The organism is Kribbella sp. NPDC051770, from assembly GCF_040681455.1.
Taxonomy (GTDB): domain Bacteria; phylum Actinomycetota; class Actinomycetes; order Propionibacteriales; family Kribbellaceae; genus Kribbella.
The window spans coordinates 140,140-163,471 of record NZ_JBFAYT010000002.1; the positions used below are offsets into that span (position 1 = coordinate 140,140).

At 70.4% G+C, this 23,332-nt stretch carries 18 protein-coding genes; 7 read left to right on the plus strand and 11 right to left on the minus strand.

Annotated elements, in window-relative coordinates:
* Nucleotides 1-1,091 precede the first annotated feature (1,091 nt).
* The 3 genes from AB0M01_RS07300 to AB0M01_RS07310 all read left to right on the plus strand — a co-directional run bounded on the left by AB0M01_RS07300 (nt 1,092) and on the right by AB0M01_RS07310 (nt 6,416).
* Nucleotides 1,092-1,283 (plus strand): hypothetical protein, encoded by a 192-nt coding sequence (locus tag AB0M01_RS07300; RefSeq protein WP_363666493.1) that lies wholly within the window; start codon nt 1,092-1,094, stop codon nt 1,281-1,283.
* A gap of 193 nt (nt 1,284-1,476) precedes the next feature.
* Complete coding sequence (locus tag AB0M01_RS07305; RefSeq protein WP_363666495.1) at nt 1,477-1,851, plus strand: peptidase inhibitor family I36 protein; 375 nt, start codon at nt 1,477-1,479, stop codon at nt 1,849-1,851.
* Nucleotides 1,852-2,075: 224 nt separating this feature from the next.
* Complete coding sequence (locus AB0M01_RS07310; RefSeq protein WP_363666497.1) at nt 2,076-6,416, plus strand: S8 family serine peptidase; 4,341 nt, start codon at nt 2,076-2,078, stop codon at nt 6,414-6,416.
* 42 nt (nt 6,417-6,458) lie between these two features.
* On the opposite strand, the gene AB0M01_RS07315 is transcribed toward AB0M01_RS07310, so the two are convergent.
* On the minus strand, nt 6,459-6,881 hold the full coding sequence (locus AB0M01_RS07315; RefSeq protein ID WP_363666499.1) for a DUF2000 domain-containing protein: 423 nt from the start codon (nt 6,879-6,881) through the stop codon (nt 6,459-6,461).
* A gap of 50 nt (nt 6,882-6,931) precedes the next feature.
* Here AB0M01_RS07315 and AB0M01_RS07320 point away from each other — a divergent pair, with 50 nt between their 5' ends.
* Nucleotides 6,932-7,480, plus strand: coding sequence for a histidine phosphatase family protein (locus AB0M01_RS07320; RefSeq protein WP_363666501.1), 549 nt, complete (start codon nt 6,932-6,934; stop codon nt 7,478-7,480).
* 355 nt (nt 7,481-7,835) lie between these two features.
* Here the strand turns inward: AB0M01_RS07320 and AB0M01_RS07325 are convergent, their stop codons facing one another.
* The gene (locus AB0M01_RS07325; protein WP_363666503.1) at nt 7,836-8,702 is read right to left on the minus strand and encodes a M55 family metallopeptidase; all 867 of its coding nucleotides are present in this window, start codon (nt 8,700-8,702) and stop codon (nt 7,836-7,838) included.
* 223 nt (nt 8,703-8,925) lie between these two features.
* Between AB0M01_RS07325 and AB0M01_RS07330 the strand changes: the two genes are divergently transcribed.
* Nucleotides 8,926-9,714 carry an AraC family transcriptional regulator gene (locus AB0M01_RS07330; RefSeq protein WP_363666505.1) on the plus strand — a complete coding sequence of 263 codons (789 nt, stop codon included), beginning with the start codon at nt 8,926-8,928 and terminating at the stop codon, nt 9,712-9,714.
* A 43-nt stretch (nt 9,715-9,757) separates the two neighbouring features.
* On the opposite strand, the gene AB0M01_RS07335 is transcribed toward AB0M01_RS07330, so the two are convergent.
* The 7 genes from AB0M01_RS07335 to AB0M01_RS07365 all read right to left on the minus strand — a co-directional run bounded on the left by AB0M01_RS07335 (nt 9,758) and on the right by AB0M01_RS07365 (nt 18,147).
* The gene (locus tag AB0M01_RS07335; RefSeq protein ID WP_363666507.1) at nt 9,758-9,997 is read right to left on the minus strand and encodes a hypothetical protein; all 240 of its coding nucleotides are present in this window, start codon (nt 9,995-9,997) and stop codon (nt 9,758-9,760) included.
* Nucleotides 9,998-10,138: 141 nt separating this feature from the next.
* Nucleotides 10,139-12,910 carry an AAA family ATPase gene (locus AB0M01_RS07340; RefSeq protein WP_363666509.1) on the minus strand — a complete coding sequence of 924 codons (2,772 nt, stop codon included), beginning with the start codon at nt 12,908-12,910 and terminating at the stop codon, nt 10,139-10,141.
* Between the two features lie 202 nt (nt 12,911-13,112).
* The gene (locus AB0M01_RS07345) at nt 13,113-13,838 is read right to left on the minus strand and encodes a GntR family transcriptional regulator (protein WP_363666510.1); all 726 of its coding nucleotides are present in this window, start codon (nt 13,836-13,838) and stop codon (nt 13,113-13,115) included.
* A 96-nt stretch (nt 13,839-13,934) separates the two neighbouring features.
* Nucleotides 13,935-14,714: a 3-oxoacyl-ACP reductase gene (locus AB0M01_RS07350; protein ID WP_363666512.1), complete on the minus strand. Its 780-nt coding sequence runs from the start codon at nt 14,712-14,714 to the stop codon at nt 13,935-13,937.
* A 16-nt stretch (nt 14,715-14,730) separates the two neighbouring features.
* Complete coding sequence (locus AB0M01_RS07355; RefSeq protein WP_363666514.1) at nt 14,731-16,086, minus strand: aldehyde dehydrogenase family protein; 1,356 nt, start codon at nt 16,084-16,086, stop codon at nt 14,731-14,733.
* Nucleotides 16,083-16,805, minus strand: coding sequence for a gamma-glutamyl-gamma-aminobutyrate hydrolase family protein (locus AB0M01_RS07360; protein ID WP_363666516.1), 723 nt, complete (start codon nt 16,803-16,805; stop codon nt 16,083-16,085). The genes AB0M01_RS07355 and AB0M01_RS07360 overlap by 4 nt, the downstream gene beginning before the upstream one ends.
* The gene (locus AB0M01_RS07365; RefSeq protein WP_363666518.1) at nt 16,786-18,147 is read right to left on the minus strand and encodes a glutamine synthetase family protein; all 1,362 of its coding nucleotides are present in this window, start codon (nt 18,145-18,147) and stop codon (nt 16,786-16,788) included. Before AB0M01_RS07365 ends, AB0M01_RS07360 begins: the two co-directional genes overlap by 20 nt.
* A 151-nt stretch (nt 18,148-18,298) precedes the next feature.
* Here AB0M01_RS07365 and eat point away from each other — a divergent pair, with 151 nt between their 5' ends.
* On the plus strand, nt 18,299-19,738 hold the full coding sequence (gene eat / locus AB0M01_RS07370; protein ID WP_363666520.1) for an ethanolamine permease: 1,440 nt from the start codon (nt 18,299-18,301) through the stop codon (nt 19,736-19,738).
* Nucleotides 19,739-19,760: 22 nt separating this feature from the next.
* The gene (locus AB0M01_RS07375; protein WP_363666522.1) at nt 19,761-19,988 is read left to right on the plus strand and encodes a hypothetical protein; all 228 of its coding nucleotides are present in this window, start codon (nt 19,761-19,763) and stop codon (nt 19,986-19,988) included.
* Nucleotides 19,989-20,084: 96 nt separating this feature from the next.
* On the opposite strand, the gene AB0M01_RS07380 is transcribed toward AB0M01_RS07375, so the two are convergent.
* Both AB0M01_RS07380 and AB0M01_RS07385 read right to left on the minus strand, forming a co-directional pair.
* Nucleotides 20,085-20,534 carry a hypothetical protein gene (locus AB0M01_RS07380; RefSeq protein ID WP_363666524.1) on the minus strand — a complete coding sequence of 150 codons (450 nt, stop codon included), beginning with the start codon at nt 20,532-20,534 and terminating at the stop codon, nt 20,085-20,087.
* A gap of 1,265 nt (nt 20,535-21,799) precedes the next feature.
* A complete protein-coding gene (locus tag AB0M01_RS07385; protein ID WP_363666526.1) occupies nt 21,800-23,218 on the minus strand; it encodes a DUF222 domain-containing protein in 1,419 nt (472 codons plus the stop codon).
* Nucleotides 23,219-23,332: the final 114 nt, after the last annotated feature.

The window sequence follows — 23,332 nt, forward strand, 5'->3', positions numbered from 1 at the left end:
TCGGACGGTAGGGGCGGCGGATTGCTTAAGCCGGCTGGTGCGTGTACCTCTCGGGTGGGTAAAGGAGCCGCCGGATCCAGCCGTTAGCCAATCACCGCGCCCACCGTTCCATCGGACGACAGGAGGCGGTCGGCCGCTGACGATCGCACGTACCTGCACCCGGTCGGCAGCGAGGTAGCTACCGCACCCAGCTGTGCACCGACCGAAACGCTCGTCGTTCCAGCCGAAGGCGAGCCGCCGGCGGCGGCTGGTACCTGCACCCCTCGCCCGGCCCCTTCGGGCATGCTGCGGACGCCGCGTTGGGCTGAGCTGTCCGGCTCCCGGCTCTAGCCGGCGGCTGGCCCCTGTGTGGACTGACACTGGACGGTCTACGCCGGGATGAGGGCGACGGCCACCACCCACCAACGTCGGATTGGAGCGCGGCTTCACGCTCAGAGGGTCATCGGCGCGCCGCTAAGCGGGTAGTTGGACGGTGGTGGGCGTCGACGCGGTCGGGTGGCGCGAGATGCCCGCTTCGGCTGGCGCCGAGGGACCGGCACTGGCGGGGTCGGGGCTGTTGGCGGCGGCGGTTGAGCGGCGGTCACCGGTCGGGCGACACCCAGCACTGACCAACGCCGGGATCGCAGGGTGTTTCACGCTCAGCGGAGCGTCATCAGGCGGGGACGCAGGTGGTTGGTCAGTGGTGGGTGTCGACGCGGTCGGGCGGCGCGAGATGCCCGCGCCGGGTCTGGGCGGGCACTGGGCTGATCAGCTCTCGGCTCCGGCGCGGCTGCGGTGGGCTGGCTGGTCAGCGTGGGCTGGGCTCTGGACGGTGGTGGTTGATCGGCGGTCAGAGGTGTTGGGCGGACGTCCAGCACTCACTAACGTCGGGATTCAGGGATGGTTCACGCTCAGCGGAGCGTCGGCGGGTGGCGAATCGGGTGGTTGGTGAGTGGTGGGTGTCCGCGCGGGCGGGTGGCGCGAGGCTCAGGCGCCGCCGTGGGCGACCGTTGCACGTTTGTGAGGTTTACCTGGGCGACTCCTGGTGACTATGTCTTGTTGGGTACAGACATGTCGCCCGCAGCAAGTTGATGGGGAAGGTGCTTCCCGTGGTGACCATGTTCGAGGCTCCGCAGGTTTCTGTCGATCAGCCGGCCGCGCCGTACGCGGCGGTTTACGCCGTTCTCGACGGGCCGCGGCGGCGCTGGCTGCGGTTGCGGCGGCGGTGGGTGGCCGAAGTTGCAGTGGGGGCGGCGGCGCTCGCGCTGGCTGTTGCGGCGTTTGTGGCGGCTCACAGGTTCTGAAAAACAGAGAGTTTCACGGCCGGTGCCCCGAGACAGGGCGCCGGCCGTTTTGTTGCTGTGGGCACCAATGGAATGTTGCGGATGAGCGACATGAACATCTCAGGCGCATGTCGACAGTCAGCTGACAGCGGAGTGACACCGGGGGCGCCTTTGCTGGAGGTGTTCCGCAGGATTCGTTGACAGAAGGAGTGACATGTACCGCAAGCGTGTAGCAGTCATCCTGGCCGGTGGGCTCGCCGTCGCGGGGTTCGGGATGGTCAGCCCGGCGAACGCGACCGAGGACGCGCCGGCCGCGGGGAACGTGCGGATGTGGGAGGACCCGGACTACACCGGCAGCCAGTACGTCACCGCGACGCCGGACAACTGCCCGGACGGGTGCGACATCGACGGGTGGGACGGCGACAACGAGATCTCGTCGGTGCGCAACGAGACGGCCTGCAAGATCCGGCTGTACGCCGACGACAACTTCGCCGGGCGCTCGGTGGACCTGGCCGCGAACACGAACTACCCGAACCTGGAGCAGGTCGGCTTCGACAACGACGCGGAGAGCTTCCAGTTCGTCTGCTGACGCTGTGTCACGCGCGCCCGGGAACCGCGGGGTTCCCGGGCGCCGTGGCGTGTGGGTGCCATGGCCAGACTGGTCAGCAGACTTCGTTGAGGCGACGGGGATCGCAGGGCTACAACTTTGTGACCGCTCACTGAAGGGTGAGCTTCCCCTGCCGAAGGACCGCCCCCATGCCCCGTGCGTCACTTGCGGTACTGACGACCCTCGCGGTCCTTGGTACCGCCGTCGTGTCAGCGCCTCCAGCCGCCGCCGCTCCCCCGGCTCATCAGTCGGCTGCGGCTCCTGACACCTCCGTCCCCAAGCGCTACATCGTCACGCTGCGCGACCCAGCAGCCGCCTCGTACGTCGGCGGTGTCGCGGGCAAAGCCCGCACCGCTCCCCGGCAGGGCGAGGGCCTCAAGGCCAACTCCGCCCCGGTCAAGGCGTACCGCGACTACCTCCGCGCCCGCCAGCAGACCGCCGCGGCCTCCGTCGGCAGCAGCGTCATCTCGTCGTACTCGGCGGCCCTCAACGGGTTCACCAGCAAGCTGTCCGCCGTACAGGCCGAGCAGCTTCGCACCGACCCGTCGGTCAAGTCCGTCGTCGAGGACGTCCTGCGCAAACCCCTCGCGGCCCCCTCCACCGACTACCTCGGCCTGAGCGGCGACGCCGGAGTCTGGGCGACCAACGGCGGCGTCGGCAAGGCCGGGCAGGGCGTCGTGGTCGGCGTCGTCGACACCGGCATCGCGCCCGAGAACCCCGCGTTCGCCGGAGCCCCGCTCGGCACGACCGCGGGCGCGGAGCCGTACCTGGACGGCAGCACGATCACCTACCGCAAGGCCGACGGCGGCACCTTCACGGGAGCCTGTACGACGGGCGTCCAGTTCACCGCCGCCAACTGCACCACCAAGCTGATCTCGGCGCGCTACTTCGTCGCCAACTTCGGCGCCGGCAACATCGGCACCCCGGAGACCGGCGAGTACCTGTCGCCGCGCGACGGCAACGAGCACGGCTCGCACACCAGCAGCACCGCGGCCGGTGCGCACGACGTCGAGGCCGACCTCGGCGGCGTACCGATGGGCCGGATCTCCGGTGTCTCGCCGGCGGCGAAGGTCGCGGCGTACAAGGCGTGCTGGAGCGGGCCGATCGCCGGGCCGGACGACGACGGCTGTGCGACCGGTGACCTGCTCGCCGCGATCGACGCGGCGGTAGCCGACAACGTCGACGTGATCAACTACTCGATCGGGATGGCCTCAGGTGCCGAGAGCACCGACTCGGTGGTCGACGAGGCGTTCCGGAACGCGGCCGCGAGCGGGATCTTCGTCGCCGCGGCCGGCGGCAACGCCGGTCCGGGCAGTTCGACGATCGACAACGCGTCGCCGTGGATCACGACCGCCGCGGCGAGCACGATCCCGACCTGGACCGCGACCGTGCGGCTCGGCAACGGAACGGACCTGCTCGGCGCCTCGGTTTCGTTGCCGAGCGCACCGGTCAGCGGTTCGCTGGTCGCGGCCTCGGCGTCCGGTACGGCGACCGCTTCGCAGCCGTCGATGTGCGGAGCCGGGACGCTCGACCCGGCGAAGGTCGCGGGGAAGCTGGTGCTGTGCGAGCGCGGGATCGTCGACCGGCTGGCGAAGTCGGCCGAGGTGAAGCGGGCCGGAGGCCTCGGGATGGTGCTGGTGAACCCGACGCCCGACTCGGTCGATCTCGACGCGCACACGCTGCCGACCGTGCAGGTCGATGCCGATGCGTACGACGTACTGACGGCTTTCGCGGCCGGCGCCGATGCGACCGCAACGCTCGTCAACGGGAACCCGATGCACCTGCCCGAGCCGGCGGCGCCGCAGATCGCCGGGTTCTCCTCGCGCGGTCCGGTGACCGCGGACGGCGGCGACCTGATCAAGCCGGACCTGGCGGCGCCGGGTGTCGGGATCCTCGCTGCCGCGGCGAACGCGTCCGGGGAGCGGCCGGAGTACGCGTTCCTGTCGGGGACGTCGATGGCGTCGCCGCACATTGCCGGCCTGGCCGCGCTGTACCTCGGGCTGCACCCGGCTGCGACGCCTGCCGAGATCAAGTCGGCGCTGATGACGACGACCCGGCCGACGGCCGGCGCCGCCGCCGGCGATGTGTTTGCTGAAGGCAACGGTCAGGTCGATCCGACGCGGTATCTGAAGCCGGGACTGCTGTACTTGAACGGTCCTGACGACTGGGCGGCGTACATTGCTGCGATCCACGGCGATGCCTCGGCTCCGGACCCGTCGGACCTGAACCTGGCGTCGATCGGCGTCGGCGCGCTGGCCGGTCGGCAGACCGTCACCCGGACGGTGACGTCGACCGCGCCGGGGACGTTCGTGGCCGACCCGGTCTCGATCCCTGGTGTCACGACGGTCGTGGAGCCGTCGACGCTGAGCTTCACCGCGGCCGGGCAGTCGAAGAGCTTCCAGGTGACGTTCACCCGGACGACCGCGCCGCTCGACGAGTACGCGACCGGGCTGCTGACGTGGCGCAGCGGCGACCAGACCGTGCGCAGTGCTGTTGCTGTGCGACCTGTTGCGCTGGTGACTCCTGCTGAGGTGACTGGCACAGGTAGTACCGGCAGCACGACGCTGACTGTCGCTGGTGGCGACGTACAGGAGGTGCCGCTGGCTGTGACTGGGCTCAGCCGCGGGCAGAGCGTGGCTGGCTCGGGCACCGTCGGCTCAGCTCCGCAGAGCCAGGTAGTGGAGGTCCCTGCCGGTACTACACACGCCCGCTTCGTGCTGAGCACTCAGACGCCTGGTGCTGACCTGGATCTGTCGGTGTACCGGTTCAACGAGTACGGCGACAAGCAGCTGGTCGCCCGGGCCGCTACGCCGTCCGCTGGTGAGCAGCTGGACCTGGACGACCCCCGCGACGGGCTGTACGTCGTGGAGGTCAGCTTCTACGCGGGGAGCGGTCCGCTGGGGTTCAGCCTGACCGGCTTCGCGCTGAACGAGTCAGCGGGGTCGTTCAAGGCAGACCCGTCCACCGTGTCGCTGGAGATCGGTAGCCGTACGCCGGTTGCGCTGTCCTGGAAGGGGTTGGAGCCCGGCGGGCAGTACCTGGGCCGGGTGAGCTTCGGCGACAGCGGGCGTACGTCGTACGTGGTGGTGACCAGCGACCCGCGGACCGGACCGCCTGGTGGCGGGTCGGGTGCGCAGGCGACGGTGAAGCCGGAGTACGCGCTGGCCGGTCGTCCGGTGGCTGTGGTCGCCAGTGGGCTGGCGCCGGGTAGTAGCTACCAGATCCTGGTGAAGGGGAAGGTGCTCGGCAGCGGGCGGACCAGCGAGGACGGACGGGTCGGCCAGCTGGTCACCCTGCCGACTGGGCTGGCCGCTGGGCAGGTGACGGTGGAGGTGCGTGCTGGTGGGAAGACGGTGCGGGACACGCTGACCGTGACTCCGGTGGTGCTGCGTGGGCTGGCTGGTGACGACCGGCAGGCGTTCGACGGAAACCCGTTCGTCGCGCTGGTGGGTGCGCTGAGCGGCAAGGGCTCGGTGCGGGTCACCATCAAGGGCCGCACGAGCGTGTACCTGGACCAGACGATGCCTGTCGACAGCGGGACGTTCCCGGCGATCGACTGGTCGTCCGCACGCGTGGAGACCCGCGCTGAGAAGCTCACGGCGACTCTGACCGTTCAGCTCGACCACGGGCGGGCCGGCCAGAGCAAGACGGTCAGCTGGACTCCCGTGGCCGGAGCGGCGAGCTCTGCTTCGATCGCCAAGTCCGAGGGGAAGGCGAAGGTGAGCTTCGTCAACCACGGCGAGCGGACGGTCTTCCCGACCCTGCGCTACAAGCTGACCAGCGGCGACGTCATCTTCGCGACGCTGCAGGCGGACCCGGAACAGGCGCTGGCGCGCTCGTACGACGTGACCGGGGTGGACCGGCTCGACCTGGTGCTCGACGGCGCTGCTGTGGCGACGTACCGGAACCTGGACAAGAGCCGGCTCACTGGTCGGCCTGCTATGGCAGAGCCGTTCTGGGCGACGTTCCGCCGCGGGAGTGGGCAGCAACTGCAGCTGACGCTCACGAACCGTCCGGCGGGGTACAGCGGGCTGTTCTCGCTGCTGGTCGGGCAGGGCACGGACACCTACACCGGGCCGAAGGAGCTGTACGCCGAGGACATCCCGGTCGTGTACAGCCCGGAGGAGAAGGCGCCGGTGTCGCGCACACTGAACGTTCCGGCCGGTCAGCCGCTGTGGGCGACCGCGTTCTACGAGGTGGTCAGGCCGGACATCCAGTACCTCGCCGTACGGTCGCTGCTCGCGACGCCGCTCACCTCTGCTGACCTGGGGCCGGTCCGTGGCGGCTCGACCTTCTCGGTCGACGCCGCGCCTTCGCCGGCGCCCACGGGCAGCACGGTGTCGGTGACCGCCGCGGGCCTCGCGCCGAACGAGCCGTGGACCGTGTGGATGGGCATCCTGCCCGTCGCGCACGGCCGCGCTTCTAGCGCCGGGAGGATGCAGGCGTTCGTGCAGGTCCCGTTGCTGCACGGCTCGACGCTGGCGATCCACGTGACCGGCCAGAGCCTGACCCGGTCAGGCGAAACCACGATCCACACTCCGCGGTAACCCCGCGTGGCGCCCCGGAGAGTTGCACCTCTCCGGGGCGCCTCACGGGTGCATGCGTGCGCCCTTCAGGATCTTGTCCACCGCGTTCTTCGGCCCGTGCACCGCGATCCCGACCAGGTCGAGCTGGTCCCGCGCCACCGCCTTCACCGCCGCCCGGTTGTCCCGGTCGTTGCCCGTAGCAAACAGATCCGCGGTGAACACCGAGTGCAGGATCCCCCGCCCGAGCACCCGCCCGTGCGACACCGCCATCTGCTCCTTCGCCCCCTCGAACACCAGCACCGGCTGCCGGAACATCGGCAGGTACTCGGTCCCGTCCGCGTCGACGTACGGCAACCCCAACAACTCCGGCTCCGCCTTGGCCAACCCGGACACCAAGAACGCCGTCACGTTCAACCGCTGCCAGGTCGCCAGGTCGTCCCGCAGGAGCACGGCGATCTTGGTATCGAATCTGATCTCGTCATCCACAGCCCCCAATCTCCCCGCCCAGCCGCCTCCGAGGCTTGTACGTTCCTTGCATGAATCACGTCTACCTCGTCCGGCACGGCGAAGCCGGTTCAGCACAGATCGACGACGAAGGGTGGTGGGGAACCATGCGAGATCTCGCGCCGCTCACGCCGCGCGGTGTTGAGCAGGCGAAGGCTGCCGGCCGGTCACTCCGCTCCTCGGAGGCGGATCGCATCGTCAGTTCGCCGTTGACTCGGGCGATGCACACCGCAACGCTGATCGCCGCAGAGACCGGGCTGCCGGTCACTGCTGTTGAACTAGACCTCCGCGAATGGCAGCCCGACTCGACACAGTCCTGGCGGGACTACACGGACATCCAGGCGCTCAGCGAGGACCTTCACCGATGTGAGGGCGAGTGGCCACCGGGCGAGACGCGCCGGTGGGAGCCGTTGTCCGCACTGCGATCCCGGGCGGTCGCCGCATTGCGGCGGCAGGCCGGCTCGACGCCGTTCATCGCCGTCACGCACAACATGCTGATCCAGTCGGTGACGGGCCTGGACGACGTCGACTACTGCGACATCCACCGGCTCGAGGTCAGCAGTACAGCGGGTTCGAGGTGAGTGCTGTGGCTACGGGGAGGTAGAGGCCGAGGTGCAGCACCGGTTCGCGCGGATCGCTTGCACCGAACTCACAGCGAACGTCGCACTGAACGCGAGCGCCATCAGCAAGTCGTCCTCCGGCTCGCTGGGACTGTCGCCAGGTCCTCCGCGCCCGCTCGCAGCTGCCGTCTCATCTCCGCCACCACAGCGTCCTCGGAGTTGTCCGTCAGCATGACCCACTGCGATCCTCGTATGCAACACGCGCGTTCGCCTCCGCCGGGTAGGCGCTGCCAGCGGATACGCCATCTGGAAGGCGGACCGATCATCGTCCGCGACTTCGAACTGCGGAGCGTTGACGAAGAGCTCGACGGCTTCCTCAGCAGTACGGCGGATTGCTTGTGACTGCTGTGGCCACGCGCAAGTACAGGTTGAAGAGGCGGTAGAGGTGGGGCATTTCGCCTTCGGTGGTGACGGTGCGGTCGTCGGTTTTGTGGACGCCTGGGACGGCTTCGAGGTGGGAAGCAACTGAGGCGGACTGCCAGCGGACCGTGAGCTGGTGGACGGGCTTGGAGGGGCCCGGGTGATTACCCTCCGCGGCGGCGGGGGCGGGGGCGGGCCCGGTAGGGAGAGTGGTGAGGGCTGTTCGGATGGTCTGTTCGATGCCTGACCGGGAGTCTGCAACCGGGACGAGTTGGGCGGCGAAGCGGTCTTTGGCTTGTTTCACCGGGTAGGTGTGGATCGCCGGGTCCCACTGGGTGGCTTCGATGCACGCCGTGTTGTCGCCGGTGAGGGCTGCCAGCGGGACGCCGTACGACGTCGCGGTCGCGTGGAGGAGGCCGATTTCGCCGCACGGGCGGTCGTCGAGCCAGATGTCTTCGATTTCGTGGCCCATGAAGCTGTGGCTGAGGACGCCGAGGGTGCCGGCTCGGGAGTGGAAGCCGATGCAGACGACGGCGTCGAAGTCGGGGGTCAGGCCCTCGATCATGCCCATCGGTTTCGGGCGGCCCTTGATCAGGAGGGCACGGGGGTCGAGCAGGTCGGGGAGGAGGTTGCGCATGGGGCCGTGGGCGTCGTTGACCAGCACGTACGTCGCGCCGGCGGCGTAGGCGCCGCGGACGGCGGCGTTCACGTCCTCGGTCATCAGGGCGCGGCCGCGTTCGTAGTCGCGGCCGGGGGGCTGGACGTCCTCGGCGTCGACCAGGCCGGTGATGCCTTCCATGTCCGCGCTGATGTACACCTTCACCCGTTACCCACCCTTTTCCTCGGACGTCGTCATCCGTCCACGCTTCTCGAGTGCAGACCCTCGATCGGTGGCCGGTACTTGATTGACGCAGCCGCGGCCGGAACAGTTGGTCCTACGCCGCTCTCCGCCCGCGCCCGGAGGCGACGCTGCGGCTGGCCTCCCCGGCGGAGCCGGGCTACCTCTGCTCGTGCTGCGTCAGCAGGCCAGCGTAGTGTTCTGAAGGGTGAGCGCGAGGGCGCAGGTACGAGCCTGGCGACCGGGACTGAACGGTGTCGTCGAGGTGCTGCACGCCTACTTCCCGTCGCACGCCTACCCGAGCCACACGCACGACGCCTGGACCGTGCTGCTCGTCGACGAAGGCGTCGTGCGGTACGACCTGGACCATCGCGAGCACGACCAGAGCCGGACGCAGGTGTCGCTGCTGCCGCCGAACGTGCCGCACGACGGGCGGTCGGTGCGGCCGGAGGGGTTCCGGAAGCGGGTGCTGTACCTGGAGCCCGACCGCCTCGGCACCGATCTGACCGGAGCTGCTGTCGACCAGCCGGAGTTGCTCGACCCGGTACTCCGGCGGCGCATCGAGCAGCTGCACGGCGTACTGGCTGTCGGGCAGGAGCCGCTGGAGGCGGAGAGCCGGCTGACGCTGATCGAGGAGCGGCTACGGCAGTACCTGCGCCGCCAGACTCCGCCGGCTCGGCTGAAGGACCCAGGTGTCGCCAGCGACCTCAGGGACCTCCTGGACGCGCGGCTGCCGACTGGTGTCTCTCTCGACGAGGCCTCGAAGCTGGTGCACGCGCACCCCGCGCACCTGGTCAGGGCGTTCAGCCGCGAGTACGGCATGCCGCCGCACCGCTACCTGACCGGGCGCCGCGTCGACCTGGCTCGCCGCTACCTGCTGGAGGGCCGGCCGGCTGCTGAGGTCGCGACGCTGGCCGGGTTCTACGACCAGGCGCACCTGACGCGGCACTTCCGCCGGATGCTCGGTGTCACGCCGAGCGCCTTCGCCAAGCCCTGACGGCTCGCCCAGCTCGCGCCCGCAGCCGTACGACGTCCGCGAGCTACAGCGCGTCGACCTTCGCAGGCGACTCCGCCTTCGCCGCCTTGTACGCCCGAACACCCCAGGTCCCGAGCAGCCCGGCGATCCCCAGGTTCACCACGATCAGCACCGTGTGCGCCACGTAGTACCCGGTCGGCCGGCCCTCGGTCGCCGCGAGGTTCTTGATGAAGGTCACGTAGGTGACCACGTTCCAGACCGCGATGGCGAGCAGGACGAGTGCGTGCTTGCGTTCCAGTTTCACCCTGCCAGTGTGCACGTAGGGGGCGGCCGCGCCTCACTCGGCCGCCCCGCGAGGGGCGAGCTCTCCACGTGAGTTCGACCCTGCGCGACCGAGTGACTCCAGAGCAAGCAAAAGAAGCTACCGGCGGGTCACTTCAAGGGTTTACCTCTGCGCGAGGTCGGTTCCCCCGCGGTCGACGGTCCGGAGCAGCTGCGTCCGGTTCGCGACGCCGAAGCGCCGATAGAGCCGGGTGAGCTGCGACTCGACCGCCTTCACGCTCAGGTACAGCGCGGCCGCGATCTCCCGGTTGGTCGATCCGTCCCGGACCATCGCCACAATCTGCAGCTCGTTGTCGGTCAGCTCCGACGGCTGACGACTACGACTCGGTACGTCGAGCCGCGCGAGCTCGGTCTCCGCGACCTCGCGCCAGGCCGGCGCGCCGTACTGCTCGAACTGCTCGATCGCGTCCAGGAACGCCGTCCGCGCGACCGAACGCCGCCGCGCCTGCCGCGCGACCCGCCCGCGGGTCAGCTCGCAGCGCGCCAGGTCCAGCGGGTAGACCCGGTCCCCCGCGGTCGCGATCGTCTTCTCCAGCAGGTCGAGCGCCGCCGCCGGATCGCCCTGCTTGGCGATCAGCAGCGCCTCGGAGCGCGCCAGCCCGACCCGGACCACGTCCCGGTCGAGCGTGTCCGCGCGGTCCCGGATGTCGGCGATCAGCGCCGCCGCGTCGTCCAGCCGGCCGGAGGCGACCAGCGCCTCGGCGTAGTCCGCGTGCCACGGGATCACGGCCGGGTCGTACGGCATCGCCGCCTCACCCGACTCGGCGATCGCGTCGAACGCCTCGACCGCCCGCTGCGGATCCCCGACCAGTACGCCGACCAGCCCGACCGCCGACAGCGCCGGCCCGGTCCACTCGTCGTTCCCGATCACGCGCACCGCCTCGAGCGACGCCTCGGCCATCTCGCGCGCCATCGTCGCGGTCCCGCCGGCCCACTCGGCGCGGGCGGCGATCACCATGCCGACCTCGGGCTCGTCGCCCAGGTCCTGCATCAGCTGCAGGCACTCGTGCCCGGCCGCGAGCGCGTCGGCACCGCGGCCGCTGCGCTCGTAGATCGCGGTCGCCGAGATCAGGATCCCGGCCAGCCAGCGCACCGCGCCGCCGACCCGGACCTCCTCGACGAGCGTGCTGATGCCTTCGATCGCGGCCGCGTTGTTGCCGCGGAACAATTCCCGCATCGCCGCCATCTGCCGCGCGTGCACGACGCTCTTGGTCAGCGGCAGCCCGATCGCCAGCTCACCGGCCATCCCCAGCAGCCGGTCCGACGTCTGCCCGCCGCCGACCGCGACCTCGACCGGGTGCGCCGCGCTCAGCGCGTCGACCAGCGCCTCGGTGTCGCCGCAGCGACGGGCCAGCTCCTCGGCGACTCGCGCGTCCTCGCGGGCGTCGTCGAGCCGCCGGTCGAAGTACGCGCTGTGGCTGCGCATGATCCGAACCTGCGCCTCGAGCCGGTCGTTGCCCTGGGCGGCCTCGAAGGCCTCGGCGAGCAGCTCGATCCGGTGCTCTCGCTCCGGCCAGGCGGCGTCGACGAGCAGCAGCAGCGCCGGCACCTTCACCTCGGCGTGGCTGGCAGCCTGTACGGCGAGCCGCGCCATCTCCGCCGACTCCACCAGGTGTCCAGCAGCCGCCGCGTCGTCAGCAGCGCGAGTCAGTCGTCGCGCCCGGTCGTCCGGCGAGTCCGCCGGGGTCCTGTCGGCAGCGAGCCGCCAGAGCGTCGCGGCGGCGCCCAGCGCCCCACGAGCGCCTGCAGTCGTCCCCGCCTCCTCCAGCGCGGCGGCGAGGTCCGCGTCGGCCTCCTGGGTGGCCAGGGCCCGGTGAGTGGCGTTCTCGACCGGCTCCTCGACGACCGCGGCCAGCCGGGCGTGCGCCTGCCTGCGCGCGGCGGACGTTGCTTCGGCGTACACGAACTCGCGGAGCAGCGGGTGGTTGAACCGGAGCCTCTCCGAGGACACGTCGATCAGCCCGAGCGCCTCGGCCTCAGCGAGCTCCAGGTCGACCGGGCGGCCGATCGACGCGGCCAGCTGCGACGTGGTCGGTCGCGGTGAGGAGGCGGCGTGCAGCAGCAGCTCGTGCGTCGCCGGGCTGAGATCGGCCAGCCGGTCACCGAGCAGGGTCTTCAGCCGCGATGACACCGGGAGCGGGTCGTTCGGCGAGACGCCCTGCGGGTGTCGCAGTACGGCGCGGCCCAGCTCGAGCGCCATGAACGGGTTGCCCGCGCTGGCGGCGTAGATTCGCCGCGCGGTCCGCACCGGAAGCGGGCTGGACAGGCGATTGCGCAGCAACGCCAGTACGTCGGGCTCAACCAGCGGCGGGACCTCCAGCTGCAGCACCGGCTCCGGGCAGGCCTCGGCCATCACCGGGAGATCGCCGTCGGCTACCTGCTCGGTGGCGAGCATGTGCACGCCATCGGTCAGCCGCCGGGCGCAGAAGGTCAGCACTTCGAGACTGGACGGGTCGACCCACTGGATGTCGTCGACAACGAGCAGCACCGGCCCGGACGCCGCCAGGCGGCGCAGTACGTGCAGCACGGCCAGCCGCACAGCCAGCTCGTCCCGGACGGTGTCCGGTGCGCTGGCCTTGAGCAGCGCGACCTCCAGCGGCTGCCGCAGGTGGTCGGGCAGCACCTGCCAGGCCAGCTCGAGCTGGTTGGACAGCAGGTCCAGGAGCGTGACGTACGGCAGGCCGGCCTCGCTCTGGGACGGCGCGGCGCTCAGCACCCGCCAGCCGGAGCGGGCCCGGTCGGCGACCAGCGCCCGGCCGAGCGCGGACTTGCCGATACCGGTCGGGCCGTAGAGCAGCACGGAGCCACTGGTCTCGAGCTGCGTCCGCGCACGCTCGACCAGTCCGGCGCGCCCGACCAGCTCGTCGTCAGTCATCGATCAACATTCTCCCCGAAGGATTACATTCGCGGACATCACAGTCGAGTGCCACTGGACACGGCGAGTGTCACACACGGATATCCGGACGCCATCCCCTCGTTACCCATCTGTTCACGCCTGACCCCGTTCGGCGCTGCACAAACGTCCGGCGTGTCGCCCGGGAGCACGCCAAAATTTCCTGTTCCGCCGCCCACCCTCGTCATCCGAGAAAAGCCCGCAGCAGCGCGGCGGTCCCGGCCAGGTGCAGCCGCATCGCGTCCCGGGCCGCCGCCGGGTCGCCGGCCAGGATCGCGTCGACGACCTGCTGGTGCTGCTCGTCGGAGTGCACGATGTTGCGCTCCAGCAGCGGGATCGCGTCGAGCAGCGCGTTCAGGCGCATCCGGACGTCGGCGACCGCGGAGGTCAGCGACGGCGAGCCGCTGACCTCGGCGATCGCGAGGTGCAGCCGCGAGTCCATCCGCCGGTAGTCGGTCAGCTTGGCCGCCGCGGTGTCGGCCAGGCAGCGGGTGAGGTGGTCCTGCTCCTCGCCGCTGAGAGACCGGGACGCGGCCGCGTCAGCCGCACCCACCTCCAGAGCGGAGCGAAGGACGAGAGCGTCTTCGAGCCCGTCACCGAGCTCCCGGACGAGCTTCTTCGCGCCGACCCGCCGCGGGCGGGGCAGGCGGGTGTTGACGAACGTCCCGCCGTACCGGCCGCGGCGGGACTCGACGTACCCTGCCTCGGTGAGCGCGCGGATCGCCTCCCGCAGGGTGACGCGGGAGACGTTCAGCCGCGCGGCGAGGTCGCGTTCGGACGGCAGCCGCTCGCCCGGCGCGACGACACCGAGCTTGATCGACTGCAGCAGCCGCTCGACAGTCTCCTCGAACGGGTTGCCGGTCCGCACCGGCCGGAACAGCGCTTCCCCAGCGCGCGCCTCCTCGACCACCTCGCCACCTCTCCCCGTCGGACCCCCACCCTAGATCCCCTGACTTCGAGCAGCGCTCAGCCACGATCTGTGGCCGGCCGGTGCTTCAAGGACGGCTCAGAGCGGGGTGACGTAGGAGCCCGAGATGCCGCCGTCGACCAGGAACGTGTTGGCGGTGACGAACGACGAGTCGTCGGAGGCCAGGAACGCGACCGCGGCGGCGATCTCCTCCGGCTCGCCGAAGCGGCCCATCGGGACGTGCACCAGGCGCCGCTGCGCGCGCTCGGGGTCGGCCGCGAACAGCTCCTGCAGCAGCGGCGTGTTCACCGGCCCGGGGCACAGAGCGTTCACCCGGATCCCCTGCCGGGCGAACTCGACCCCCAGCTCGCGGCTCATCGCCAGCACGCCGCCCTTCGACGCGGAGTACGAGATCTGCGAGGTCGCCGCGCCCATCACCGCGACGAACGATGCGGTGTTGATGATCGAGCCCTTGCCCTGGCGCTGCATGTAGGGGATCGCGGCCTTGCAGCACAGGTAGACCGAGGTCAGGTTCACCTCCTGCACCTTGCGCCACGCCTCCAGCCCGGTGTCCAGGATCGAGGCGTCCTCGGGCGGCGAGATCCCCGCGTTGTTGAAGGCGATGTCGACCGACCCGTAGGTGTCGAAGGCCTGCTGGAACAGGTTGTCCACCGCGGCCGCGTCGGTGACGTCGGTCGGGACGAACAGCCCGCCCACCTCGTCGGCGGCGGTCTTGCCGGCCACCGGGTCGAGGTCGCCGATCACGATGTTGGCGCCCTCGGCCGCGAGCCGTCGTACGCTCGCCAGGCCGATGCCGCTCGCGCCGCCGGTGACGACCGCGACGCGGCCCTCCAGGCGGTGTGCGTTGACTTCGGTCATGGGTCAGTCCTCCCGATCAATCTGCTGCGATGAAGATGTTCTTGGTCTCGGTGAACGCGGCCAGCGCGTCCGGACCGAGCTCGCGACCGAGCCCGGACTGCTTGAAGCCGCCGAACGGCGTCGAGTAGCGCACCGACGAGTGCGAGTTGACCGACAGGTTGCCGGCCTCGATCCCGCGGCTGACCCGCAGCGCGCGGCCGACGTCCCGGGTCCAGATCGAGCCCGACAGCCCGTACGCCGAGTCGTTGGCGCGCCGGATCGCGTCCGCCTCGTCCTCGAACGGGACCACCACGACGACCGGCCCGAAGATCTCCTCGGTCAGCGCGGGCGCGTCATCGGCGAGCCCAGTCAGCACGGTCGGCGGGAACCAGTACCCCGGCCCGTCGGGCGCCGAGCCGCGGAAGGCAACCGCCGCCTCGTCGACGTACGACGCCACCCGCTCGAGCTGCCGCGCGGAGATCAGCGGACCCATCTCCGTCGCTGCGTCGCTCGGATCGCCCACCCGCACGCCCTGCACCGCGGGCTCCAGCAACTCCAGGAACCGGTCGTGCACCGACCGCTCGACCAGGATCCGCGACCGCGCGCAGCAGTCCTGCCCGGCGTTGTCGAACACCCCGTACGGCGCCTGCGCCGCGGCCTTGTCCAGGTCGGCGTCGGCGAACACCACGTTCGCGGACTTGCCGCCGAGCTCCAGCGTCACCCGCTTGACCTGGTCCGCGCACCCGGCCATCACCTGCTTGCCGACGCCGGTCGAACCGGTGAAGACCACCTTGCGGACCGCGGGATGCGTGACGAACCGCTGCCCGACCACCGCGCCCGCGCCGGGCACGATCTCCAGCACGCCCGGCGGGATCCCCGCCTCCAGCGCGAGCTCGCCGAGCCGGAGCGCCGTCAGCGGCGTCAGCTCGGCCGGCTTCAGGACGACGGTGTTGCCCGCGGCAAGCGCCGGCGCGAAGCCCCAGCCGGCGATCGGCATCGGGAAGTTCCACGGCACGATCACCCCGACCACGCCGAGCGGCTCGGCCACCGTCAGGTCGATGCCTCCGGCAACGGGAATCTGCCTCCCGAAGAGCCGTTCGGGAGCGGCCGCGTAGTAGTGCAGGACGTCGCGGACGTTGCCCGCCTCCCAGCGCGCGTTGCCGATCGTGTGGCCGGCGTTCTCGACCTCCAGCGCGGCCAGGTTCTCCAGGTCGGCGTCGACCGCGTCCGCGAACCGGCGCAGCAACCGGCCGCGATCGGCCGGCGCGACCGCGCGCCAGCTGGTGAACGCCGCGGCCGCGCGGGCGATCGCGGCGTCGGTCTGCTCGACCGACGCCAGCTCGACCGTCCGGACCACCTTCTCGGTGGCCGGGTTGATCACGTCGTACGTCACGTGGTTCGTCTCCTCGATGCTTCGGCGACCAGCGCTCTGAACAGCCGCAGGTCGTCGGGGTTCTCCTCGGGGTGCCACTGCACGCCGAGCGCGAAGCCGTGGCCGGTCACCTCGGCCGCCTCGACCGTGCCGTCACCGGCGCGCGCGGTGACGTGCAGGCTTTCGGCGACGACGTCCAGGGCCTGGTGGTGGTAGCAGTGGACGGTGGTGCGGTCGCCGAACAGCTCCGCGGTCAGCGAACCGGGATCGATCTTCACATCCGTCCGCCCGAAGATCGCGGGTGACGGGCGGTGCTCGTCGTGACCGACCGCCTCCGGCAGGTGCTGATGCAGCGTGCCGCCGAGCGTGACGTTCAGCATCTGTAGGCCGCGGCAGATCGCGAGCAGCGGGAGATCCTTCTCCAGCGCCGCTCGGATCAGCACAGCCTCGTGGTCGTCGCGGCCGGGCCGGGTGTCGACCGTCTCCGAGTGCGGCACAGCGCCGTACGACGTGGGGTCGACGTCGCAACCGCCCGCGATCACCAGTCCGTCGAGGAGATCGAGGATCGACGGGTCGGTGCCGACCGGCGGGAGCAGCAGCGGGACGCCGCCCGCGGCCACGACGGAGTCCAGGTAGACGCGCGGGAGCAGTGCGGCATCACGTTCCCAGACTCCCCAGATGGTCGGTTCGAGGTACGTCGTGATGCCGATCCGCGGCCGCTCAGAGCCGTTCGAAGCCACGGACGCGCTCCCAGTCGGTGACGGCGGCGTCGTACGCGTCCAGCTCCACCCGGGCCGCGTTCTGGTAGTGGTCGACCATCTCGTCGCCGAACGCCTCGCGGGCGATCTTCGACCCGCCGAACAGCGCCGCGGCCTCGCGCAGCGTCGTCGGGACGTGCGGTTTGTCGCTGGTGTAAGCGTTCCCGGCCAGCAGCGGCTCGAGCTCCAGCTCGTTCTCGATGCCGTACAGGCCGGACGCGATCAGCGCCGCGACGGCCAGGTACGGGTTCACGTCGCCGCCGGGCAGGCGGTTCTCGACGCGCAGCGACTGGCCGTGGCCGACGACGCGGAGCGCGCAGGTGCGGTTGTCGAGACCCCAGGCGACGGCGGTCGGCGCGAAGCTGCCGGGCTGGAAACGCTTGTACGAGTTGATGTTCGGCGCGAGCAGGTAGGTCAGCTCGGGCAGGCAGGCGAGCTGCCCGGCGATGAACTGCTCCATCAGCTGGCTGAAGCCGTGCTCACGGTCCCCGGCGAGCACCGGGTCGCCGTCGGTGCTGCGGAAGGACAGGTGGATGTGGCACGAGTTGCCCTCGCGTTCGTCGTACTTGGCCATGAACGTGAGGCTCTTGCCGTGCTTGACCGCGATCTCCTTCGCGCCGGTCTTGTAGATCGAGTGGTTGTCGCAGGTCTTCAGCGCCTCGTCGTAGCGGAAGGCGATCTCCTGCTGACCGAGGTTGCACTCGCCCTTGGCCGACTCGACGTACAGGCCCGCACCCTCCATCGCGTTCCGGATGTCGCGCAGCAGCGGCTCGATCCGCGCGGTGCCGAGCAGCGAGTAGTCGACGTTGTACTGGTTGGCCGGATCGAGGTCCTTGTAGGTCTTGGACCAGGCCTGCTCGAACGTGTCGTTGAACACGATGAACTCGAGCTCGGTCCCCACGTACGCCGACAGCCCGCGCTCGGCGAGCCGGTCGAGCTGCGCCTTCAGGATCTGCCGCGGGCTGGCCGGCATCGGCCGGCCGTCGAGCCACTGCACGTCGCAGAGCACCAGCGCCGTGCCCTCCAGCCAGGGCAGCAGCCGGAGCGTGTCGAGGTCGGGCGCCATCAGGAGGTCGCCGTACCCGCGCTCCCAGGACGACATCTCGTAGCCGTCGACGGTGTTCATGTCGACGTCGACGGCGAGCAGGTAGTTGCAGCCCTCGGTGCCGTGCTGCAGCACCTCCTCCAGGAAGTAGCGCGCGCCGCAGCGTTTGCCCTGCAACCGGCCCTGCATGTCGGTGATCGCGACCAGGACCGTGTCCACCGCCCCCTCGGCCACCAGGTCCCGCAGTTGCTGCACGGTCAGCTTGCCGGTTGGGGCCACGGTCTCTCCCGGGTTCTATTGGTCTGCGGTCAGTCCATTGACGCAAGCGACCGGGCCGATGTCAATGCGCGCGATCCCTTGACAGTGCCGGTCGGCGCGAGGAACCTCGTGGCCATTCCTAGTGGTATGCCCGTAGACCATTGGAGCCACGATGAGCCGGAAGACCTCGCGCGTCGACTACCAGCAGGTGGGCAAGGAGTACCTGGAGCAACGCCAGCTGCGCCGGGGCGCGGCCGGCTGGGTGCTGCTGGCCGGGCTCGGGGTCGCCTACGTCATCTCCGGCGACTTCGCCGGCTGGAACTTCGGGCTGGCCGAGGGCGGCTGGGGCGGCCTGCTGATCGCGACCGTGCTGATGGCCACGATGTACACCTGCATGGTGTTCGGGCTGGCCGAGCTGGCGTCGGCGATCCCGGTCGCGGGTGCGGGGTACGGGTTCGCCCGGCGGGCGCTCGGGCCGCTGGGCGGATTCGCGACCGGTACGGCGATCCTGATCGAGTACGCGATCGCGCCGGCCGCGATCGCGACCTTCATCGGCGGGTACATCGAGGCGCTCGGGTTGTTCGGGCTGACCTCGAGCTGGCCGGTGTATCTGGGCTGCTACGTGATCTTCATCGGCATCCACCTGTACGGCGTCGGCGAGGCGCTGCGGCTGACTCTCGGTATCACCGCCGTTGCGGTGGTCGCGCTGGTGGTGTTCGTGATCGCGATGGTCCCGCAGTTCGACGCCGACAAGCTCTTCGACATCGTGCCGAACGACGCCGCGGGGGCGAGTGAGTTCATTCCGTTCGGGTACGCCGGGGTGCTGGCGGCGCTGGTGTACGGGATCTGGTTCTTCCTGGCCGTCGAGGGCGTCCCGCTGGCCGCCGAGGAGGCGCGCGATCCGGTCCGCGACATGCCGCGCGGCATCATCACCGCGATGGGCATCCTGCTCGTCTTCGCCGCGCTGATGCTCGTCTTCACCGCCGGCGGCGCGGGATCCTCGGTCGTCGCCGACTCGGACAACCCGCTGCCGTTGGCACTTCGTACGGCGTTGGGCGGTGACCCCTGGGCCGCCGACTTCGTCAACTACGTCGGTCTGGCGGGCTTGGTGGCGAGCTTCTTCTCCATCGTGTACGCCTACTCCCGCCAGCTCTTCGCCCTCTCCCGGGCCGGCTACCTGCCGCGCTTCCTGTCCGTCACCGGCAAGCGCAAGACGCCGTACCTGGCCCTGCTGGTCCCCGGCGCCATCGGCTTCCTGCTCGCCGCGATCACCCAGGACGGCGCCCTCCTGATCAACATCGCGGTCTTCGGCGCCACGGTCTCCTACGTCCTGATGACCCTGTCCCACATCGTCCTGCGAGTCCGCGAGCCGAACCTCCCCCGCCCCTACCGCACCCCCGGCGGCACCGTCACCACCGGCATCGCCCTCACCCTCGCGGTGATCGCCGTCGTAGCCACCTTCTTCGTCGACAAGCTCGCCGCCGCCATCACCGCCGCGATCTTCCTCGCCGCCATCGCCTACTTCTGGCTCTATAGCCGCCACCACCTGGTCGCCTCAGCCCCCGAGGAGGAGTTCGCCGCCATCCAACAGGCGGAGTCGGAGCTGCAGTAGCCGCGCTAGGGAGAACAACACCATGAGCCTAGGCCCGATTCGCTCGGTGTCCCAGCAACCGGCCAACGGCACCTGGACGGTCAAGTACGACGATGTGACGGCTTACGTGAAACCCGGCTTCACCGACTACAACTTCCTGGGCGACCCGGTACTGGCCGAAGCACGTGCTCGGGTGTGGGCCGATCTCCACGGCGGAACGTACTGGAAGCGCCAGGACGGCGGGCACTACGCCAAGATCCCCCACCTCTGACGCCGGATCTGCCGCAGTCGAGCCTGCGGCAGACCGGCGCGGAGCCTCAGCCAGCGGCTACAGACCCCACTCGATGTTGTCGTCCAGCGGCCGATGTCAGTCGCGGATGTCGTTCCACTGGGTGCTGCAGGAGACGCGCTGGTTGGAGGCGTTGAAGTAGCAGACCTGGGTACGGATCCGGTTGATGCCACCGGGCCGGTTCGGGTCGCCGATCACGAACGGGGTGTGGGTGACGGTGACGCCGCCCGCCGAGCGGACGTCGCTGTCCACCTTCGTCGACCCGGCGAAGGCGTCGAAGAACACCCGGGTGGTCCCGCCGCTGGACTTGTCCCCGACCTTGATCGTGATGGTGGCGGTGCGGTTGCCCCAGTTGATCGTCCCCTGCGCGAACTCGTTGCAGTCCGGGTCGATGATCGTCGCGAAAGCACACAGCTTCGGGATCGTGTCCGGCGCGAACTGCACAGCGGCCGCGGCCGGCCCTTGACCGGTGGTCACCACAGCAAGACCAGCAAGCGCCGCCGCGGCGACCGGACGAAGAACGTTCATGGGAGGGCTCGCTCTCGAGAGGGGTGTGTGTCCGCCTTCAGCCTCGACCCCCGACAGCCGCCCCGGCCAGGTTGTTGCAGGTAGTGACATCCCTCGCTCGACCTCAGCCAACCGCTTGCGCAGGCCGGAGCCGGATCAACAGCAAGTACGGCGTGAGGCGTCGGTGGCATAGGACGCAGGCCGGGCTCAGGCGCAGGCCCAGCCGAAGCCGGCCGCAGGCTCAGGCCGAGCGCAGACCCACACCAAGCGCAGGCTCAGGCCGAGAATCAGCACAGGCGCAGGCTTGCATCAGCGCACGCACCGGCGCTGGCCGGGTATCCAGCACACCGCGCAGACACTCGCCGGGCATCACGCCGCGCAGTGGTCGCCGGGCGTCAGTGCACCGCGCGGGCCTCACGCGCACGGTCTCGTACGAGCGGACGCCAGCCAAGCGCCAGCACACCGCACAGGCGCTCGCCAGACATCGGCACACCGCTCAAAACACCACGCGCAAGCTCGCACGGGCGGACGCGAGCCGCGCGCCGGCACACCGCACATGCTTCGTCGGACGTCACAGCACCACGCAGGAGTCAGGCGCAAGAACGCACGGCAGACGCGAGTCGAGCGGCAGCACGCCCCGCAGTGCTCGCCGGGCGTCAGTGCACCGCGCGAGCGTCACGCGCAAGCTCGCACTAGCGGACGCGAGCCGGCGGAGCGCACCGCGCGGGCGCCAGGCGCACAGTCGTACCGGCGAACGCGAGCCGAGCGGCAGGAAACACGCAGGCGCTGGCCAGGAGTCACTGCACCGCGCGGTCTTCATGCGCACGGTCGTACGGGCGGACGGGGGGCCGAGCGGCAGCACGCCGCGCACGCCTCACGCACACGGGCGGACGCGAGCCATGCGGCAACACAGCGCGCACGCGCTCACCGGGCGTCAGTGCACCACGTACGCGCCGGCCAAGCGTCAGCACAAGGCACCGACACCGACCGGGCATCACGCCGCGCAGTCCTCGCCGCGCGTCAATGCAACGCGCAAGCGTCACGCGCACGCTCGCACTAGCGGACGCGAGCCGCGCGCCGGCACACCGCACAGGCGTCTCGCCGGACGTCACTGCAGAGCGCGGGCGTCAGGCGCAAGGTCGTACGGCCAGACGTGGGCCGAGCGACACTGCACCGCGCATGCGCTGGTCAGGCGGCAGCACACCGCGCACGCGCCACACGCACGGGCGGACACGCGCGAACGCCAGCGCCGCCGCGCAGGGGGCACGTGCACGGGCGGACGTAGGCTACGGAGGTTGGTTCGGGGTGGCCCAGGTGGGGCGGGTTACCGTCGGGTGCCCTTGGTCGACTGTGATGGTCCAGTGGCCCTGGTGGACGTCGATGTGGTGGGCCTTGCACAGCAGGGCCAGGTTGGTGAGGGCTGTTGGGCCGCCGTTCGCCCAGTGGGTGACGTGGTGGGCCTCGCACATCGCCGGTGGGGCCTGGCAGATGACGCAGCCTTTGTCGCGGGCGTTCAGGGTGTGGCGGATCGCGCGGGTGACGAAGCGGTGCTCGGTGCCGACGTCCAGGGGCTCCGAGGTCGAGCCGAGAACGAGCGGGATGACACCGGCGTCGCAGGCCAGGCGACGGATCGCACCGGTGGACAGGGTCGCGCCGGAGGCGAGGGTGCCGACGCCGGTGCTTGCGGACAGGTCGTTCAGGTCGACGGTGACGGTGACGTGGGGCTTGATGTCTCCGTGGGCCGGGGCGGCGGCGCCGGTCGCGGCGGCCGTGGTGAGAACGGCGGTCAGCGCGTCGGCCTGTCGCTTGCCGCGGCTGCGGGGATCGCGGGCGCCGTCTGCGGTCTGGTGGGGTTTGGCACCGGCGAAGATCAGCGTGTGGAGGAGTTCGGCGTTGTCGCCGGCGAGGTAGCCGCCGAACTCGGTCCCCTGGTCGCCGCGCTTGAGCCACAGGGTCTCCGCGGCCAGCGCCCGGTGCTCGGCCGGTTCGGGGCCGTCGGTGTCGAGAGTGTCCCGAACCCGTTTGCCCAGTTTGCGTAGCTCGGCCGGGCACAGGACCTGGGCGGCCTTCACCAACTCACGCTCGGCGACCTGCAGGTCCTCGACCGGGATCTGAGCAGTGCTGGGGATCCGCTCCAGGGCCGTGACGATCGCCTCAGCCTGCGCCGGACGCAGCACAGGAGCTTCGGTGCATGGCTCGGCACCCGCGGATGCCTGCAGTTCGGTGGATGCGGCACCCAAATCAGGAGGCGAAACGGCAGTTCCGCCCGCGAACAAACCGGCCGGTGTCGCAAGCTGATCGACCAGTGTCACTGCACCCGGCGCGTCCGATGCATCCGGCGTGCCCGATGCGTCCGGCGTGTCCGCAGGCAGCGGAACCGGCTGACGAACTGCGCGCCGGAGCGCACCCGCCTCGTCAGCTGCCCGCCGGTGCAGAGCCGCCGCGACCTCCGCGTACCTCGGCAGAGCTGTCGCCAGTCGAAGATCTCTGCGAACCTCGATCGGGTCCAGCCGATGGCGTACGGCGATCAGCTGGACGGTGTCTCGGGCACCGATCTCGGCGGCGTGGCCGCCGGCGTCCAAGGCGGCCAGGAGCCGCAGGCGGTAGCTCTGGAGCCGGTCGACGCACGCTTGGACGTCGTCGAGCGCCAGCAGCATCTCGCTGCCGGCCATGGACCACGGGGGTCGCTCGTCGCAGTACGTCATACCGGCAGTCTGCCGAACGCCACGGACACTTTTCGCCCGAAAGGCCTTGTTTCCAAGGAAGATCGGGCGGATGTCCGATTCCGGTCAGCGAGTTCGGTCGCAATGCGAGTGCTG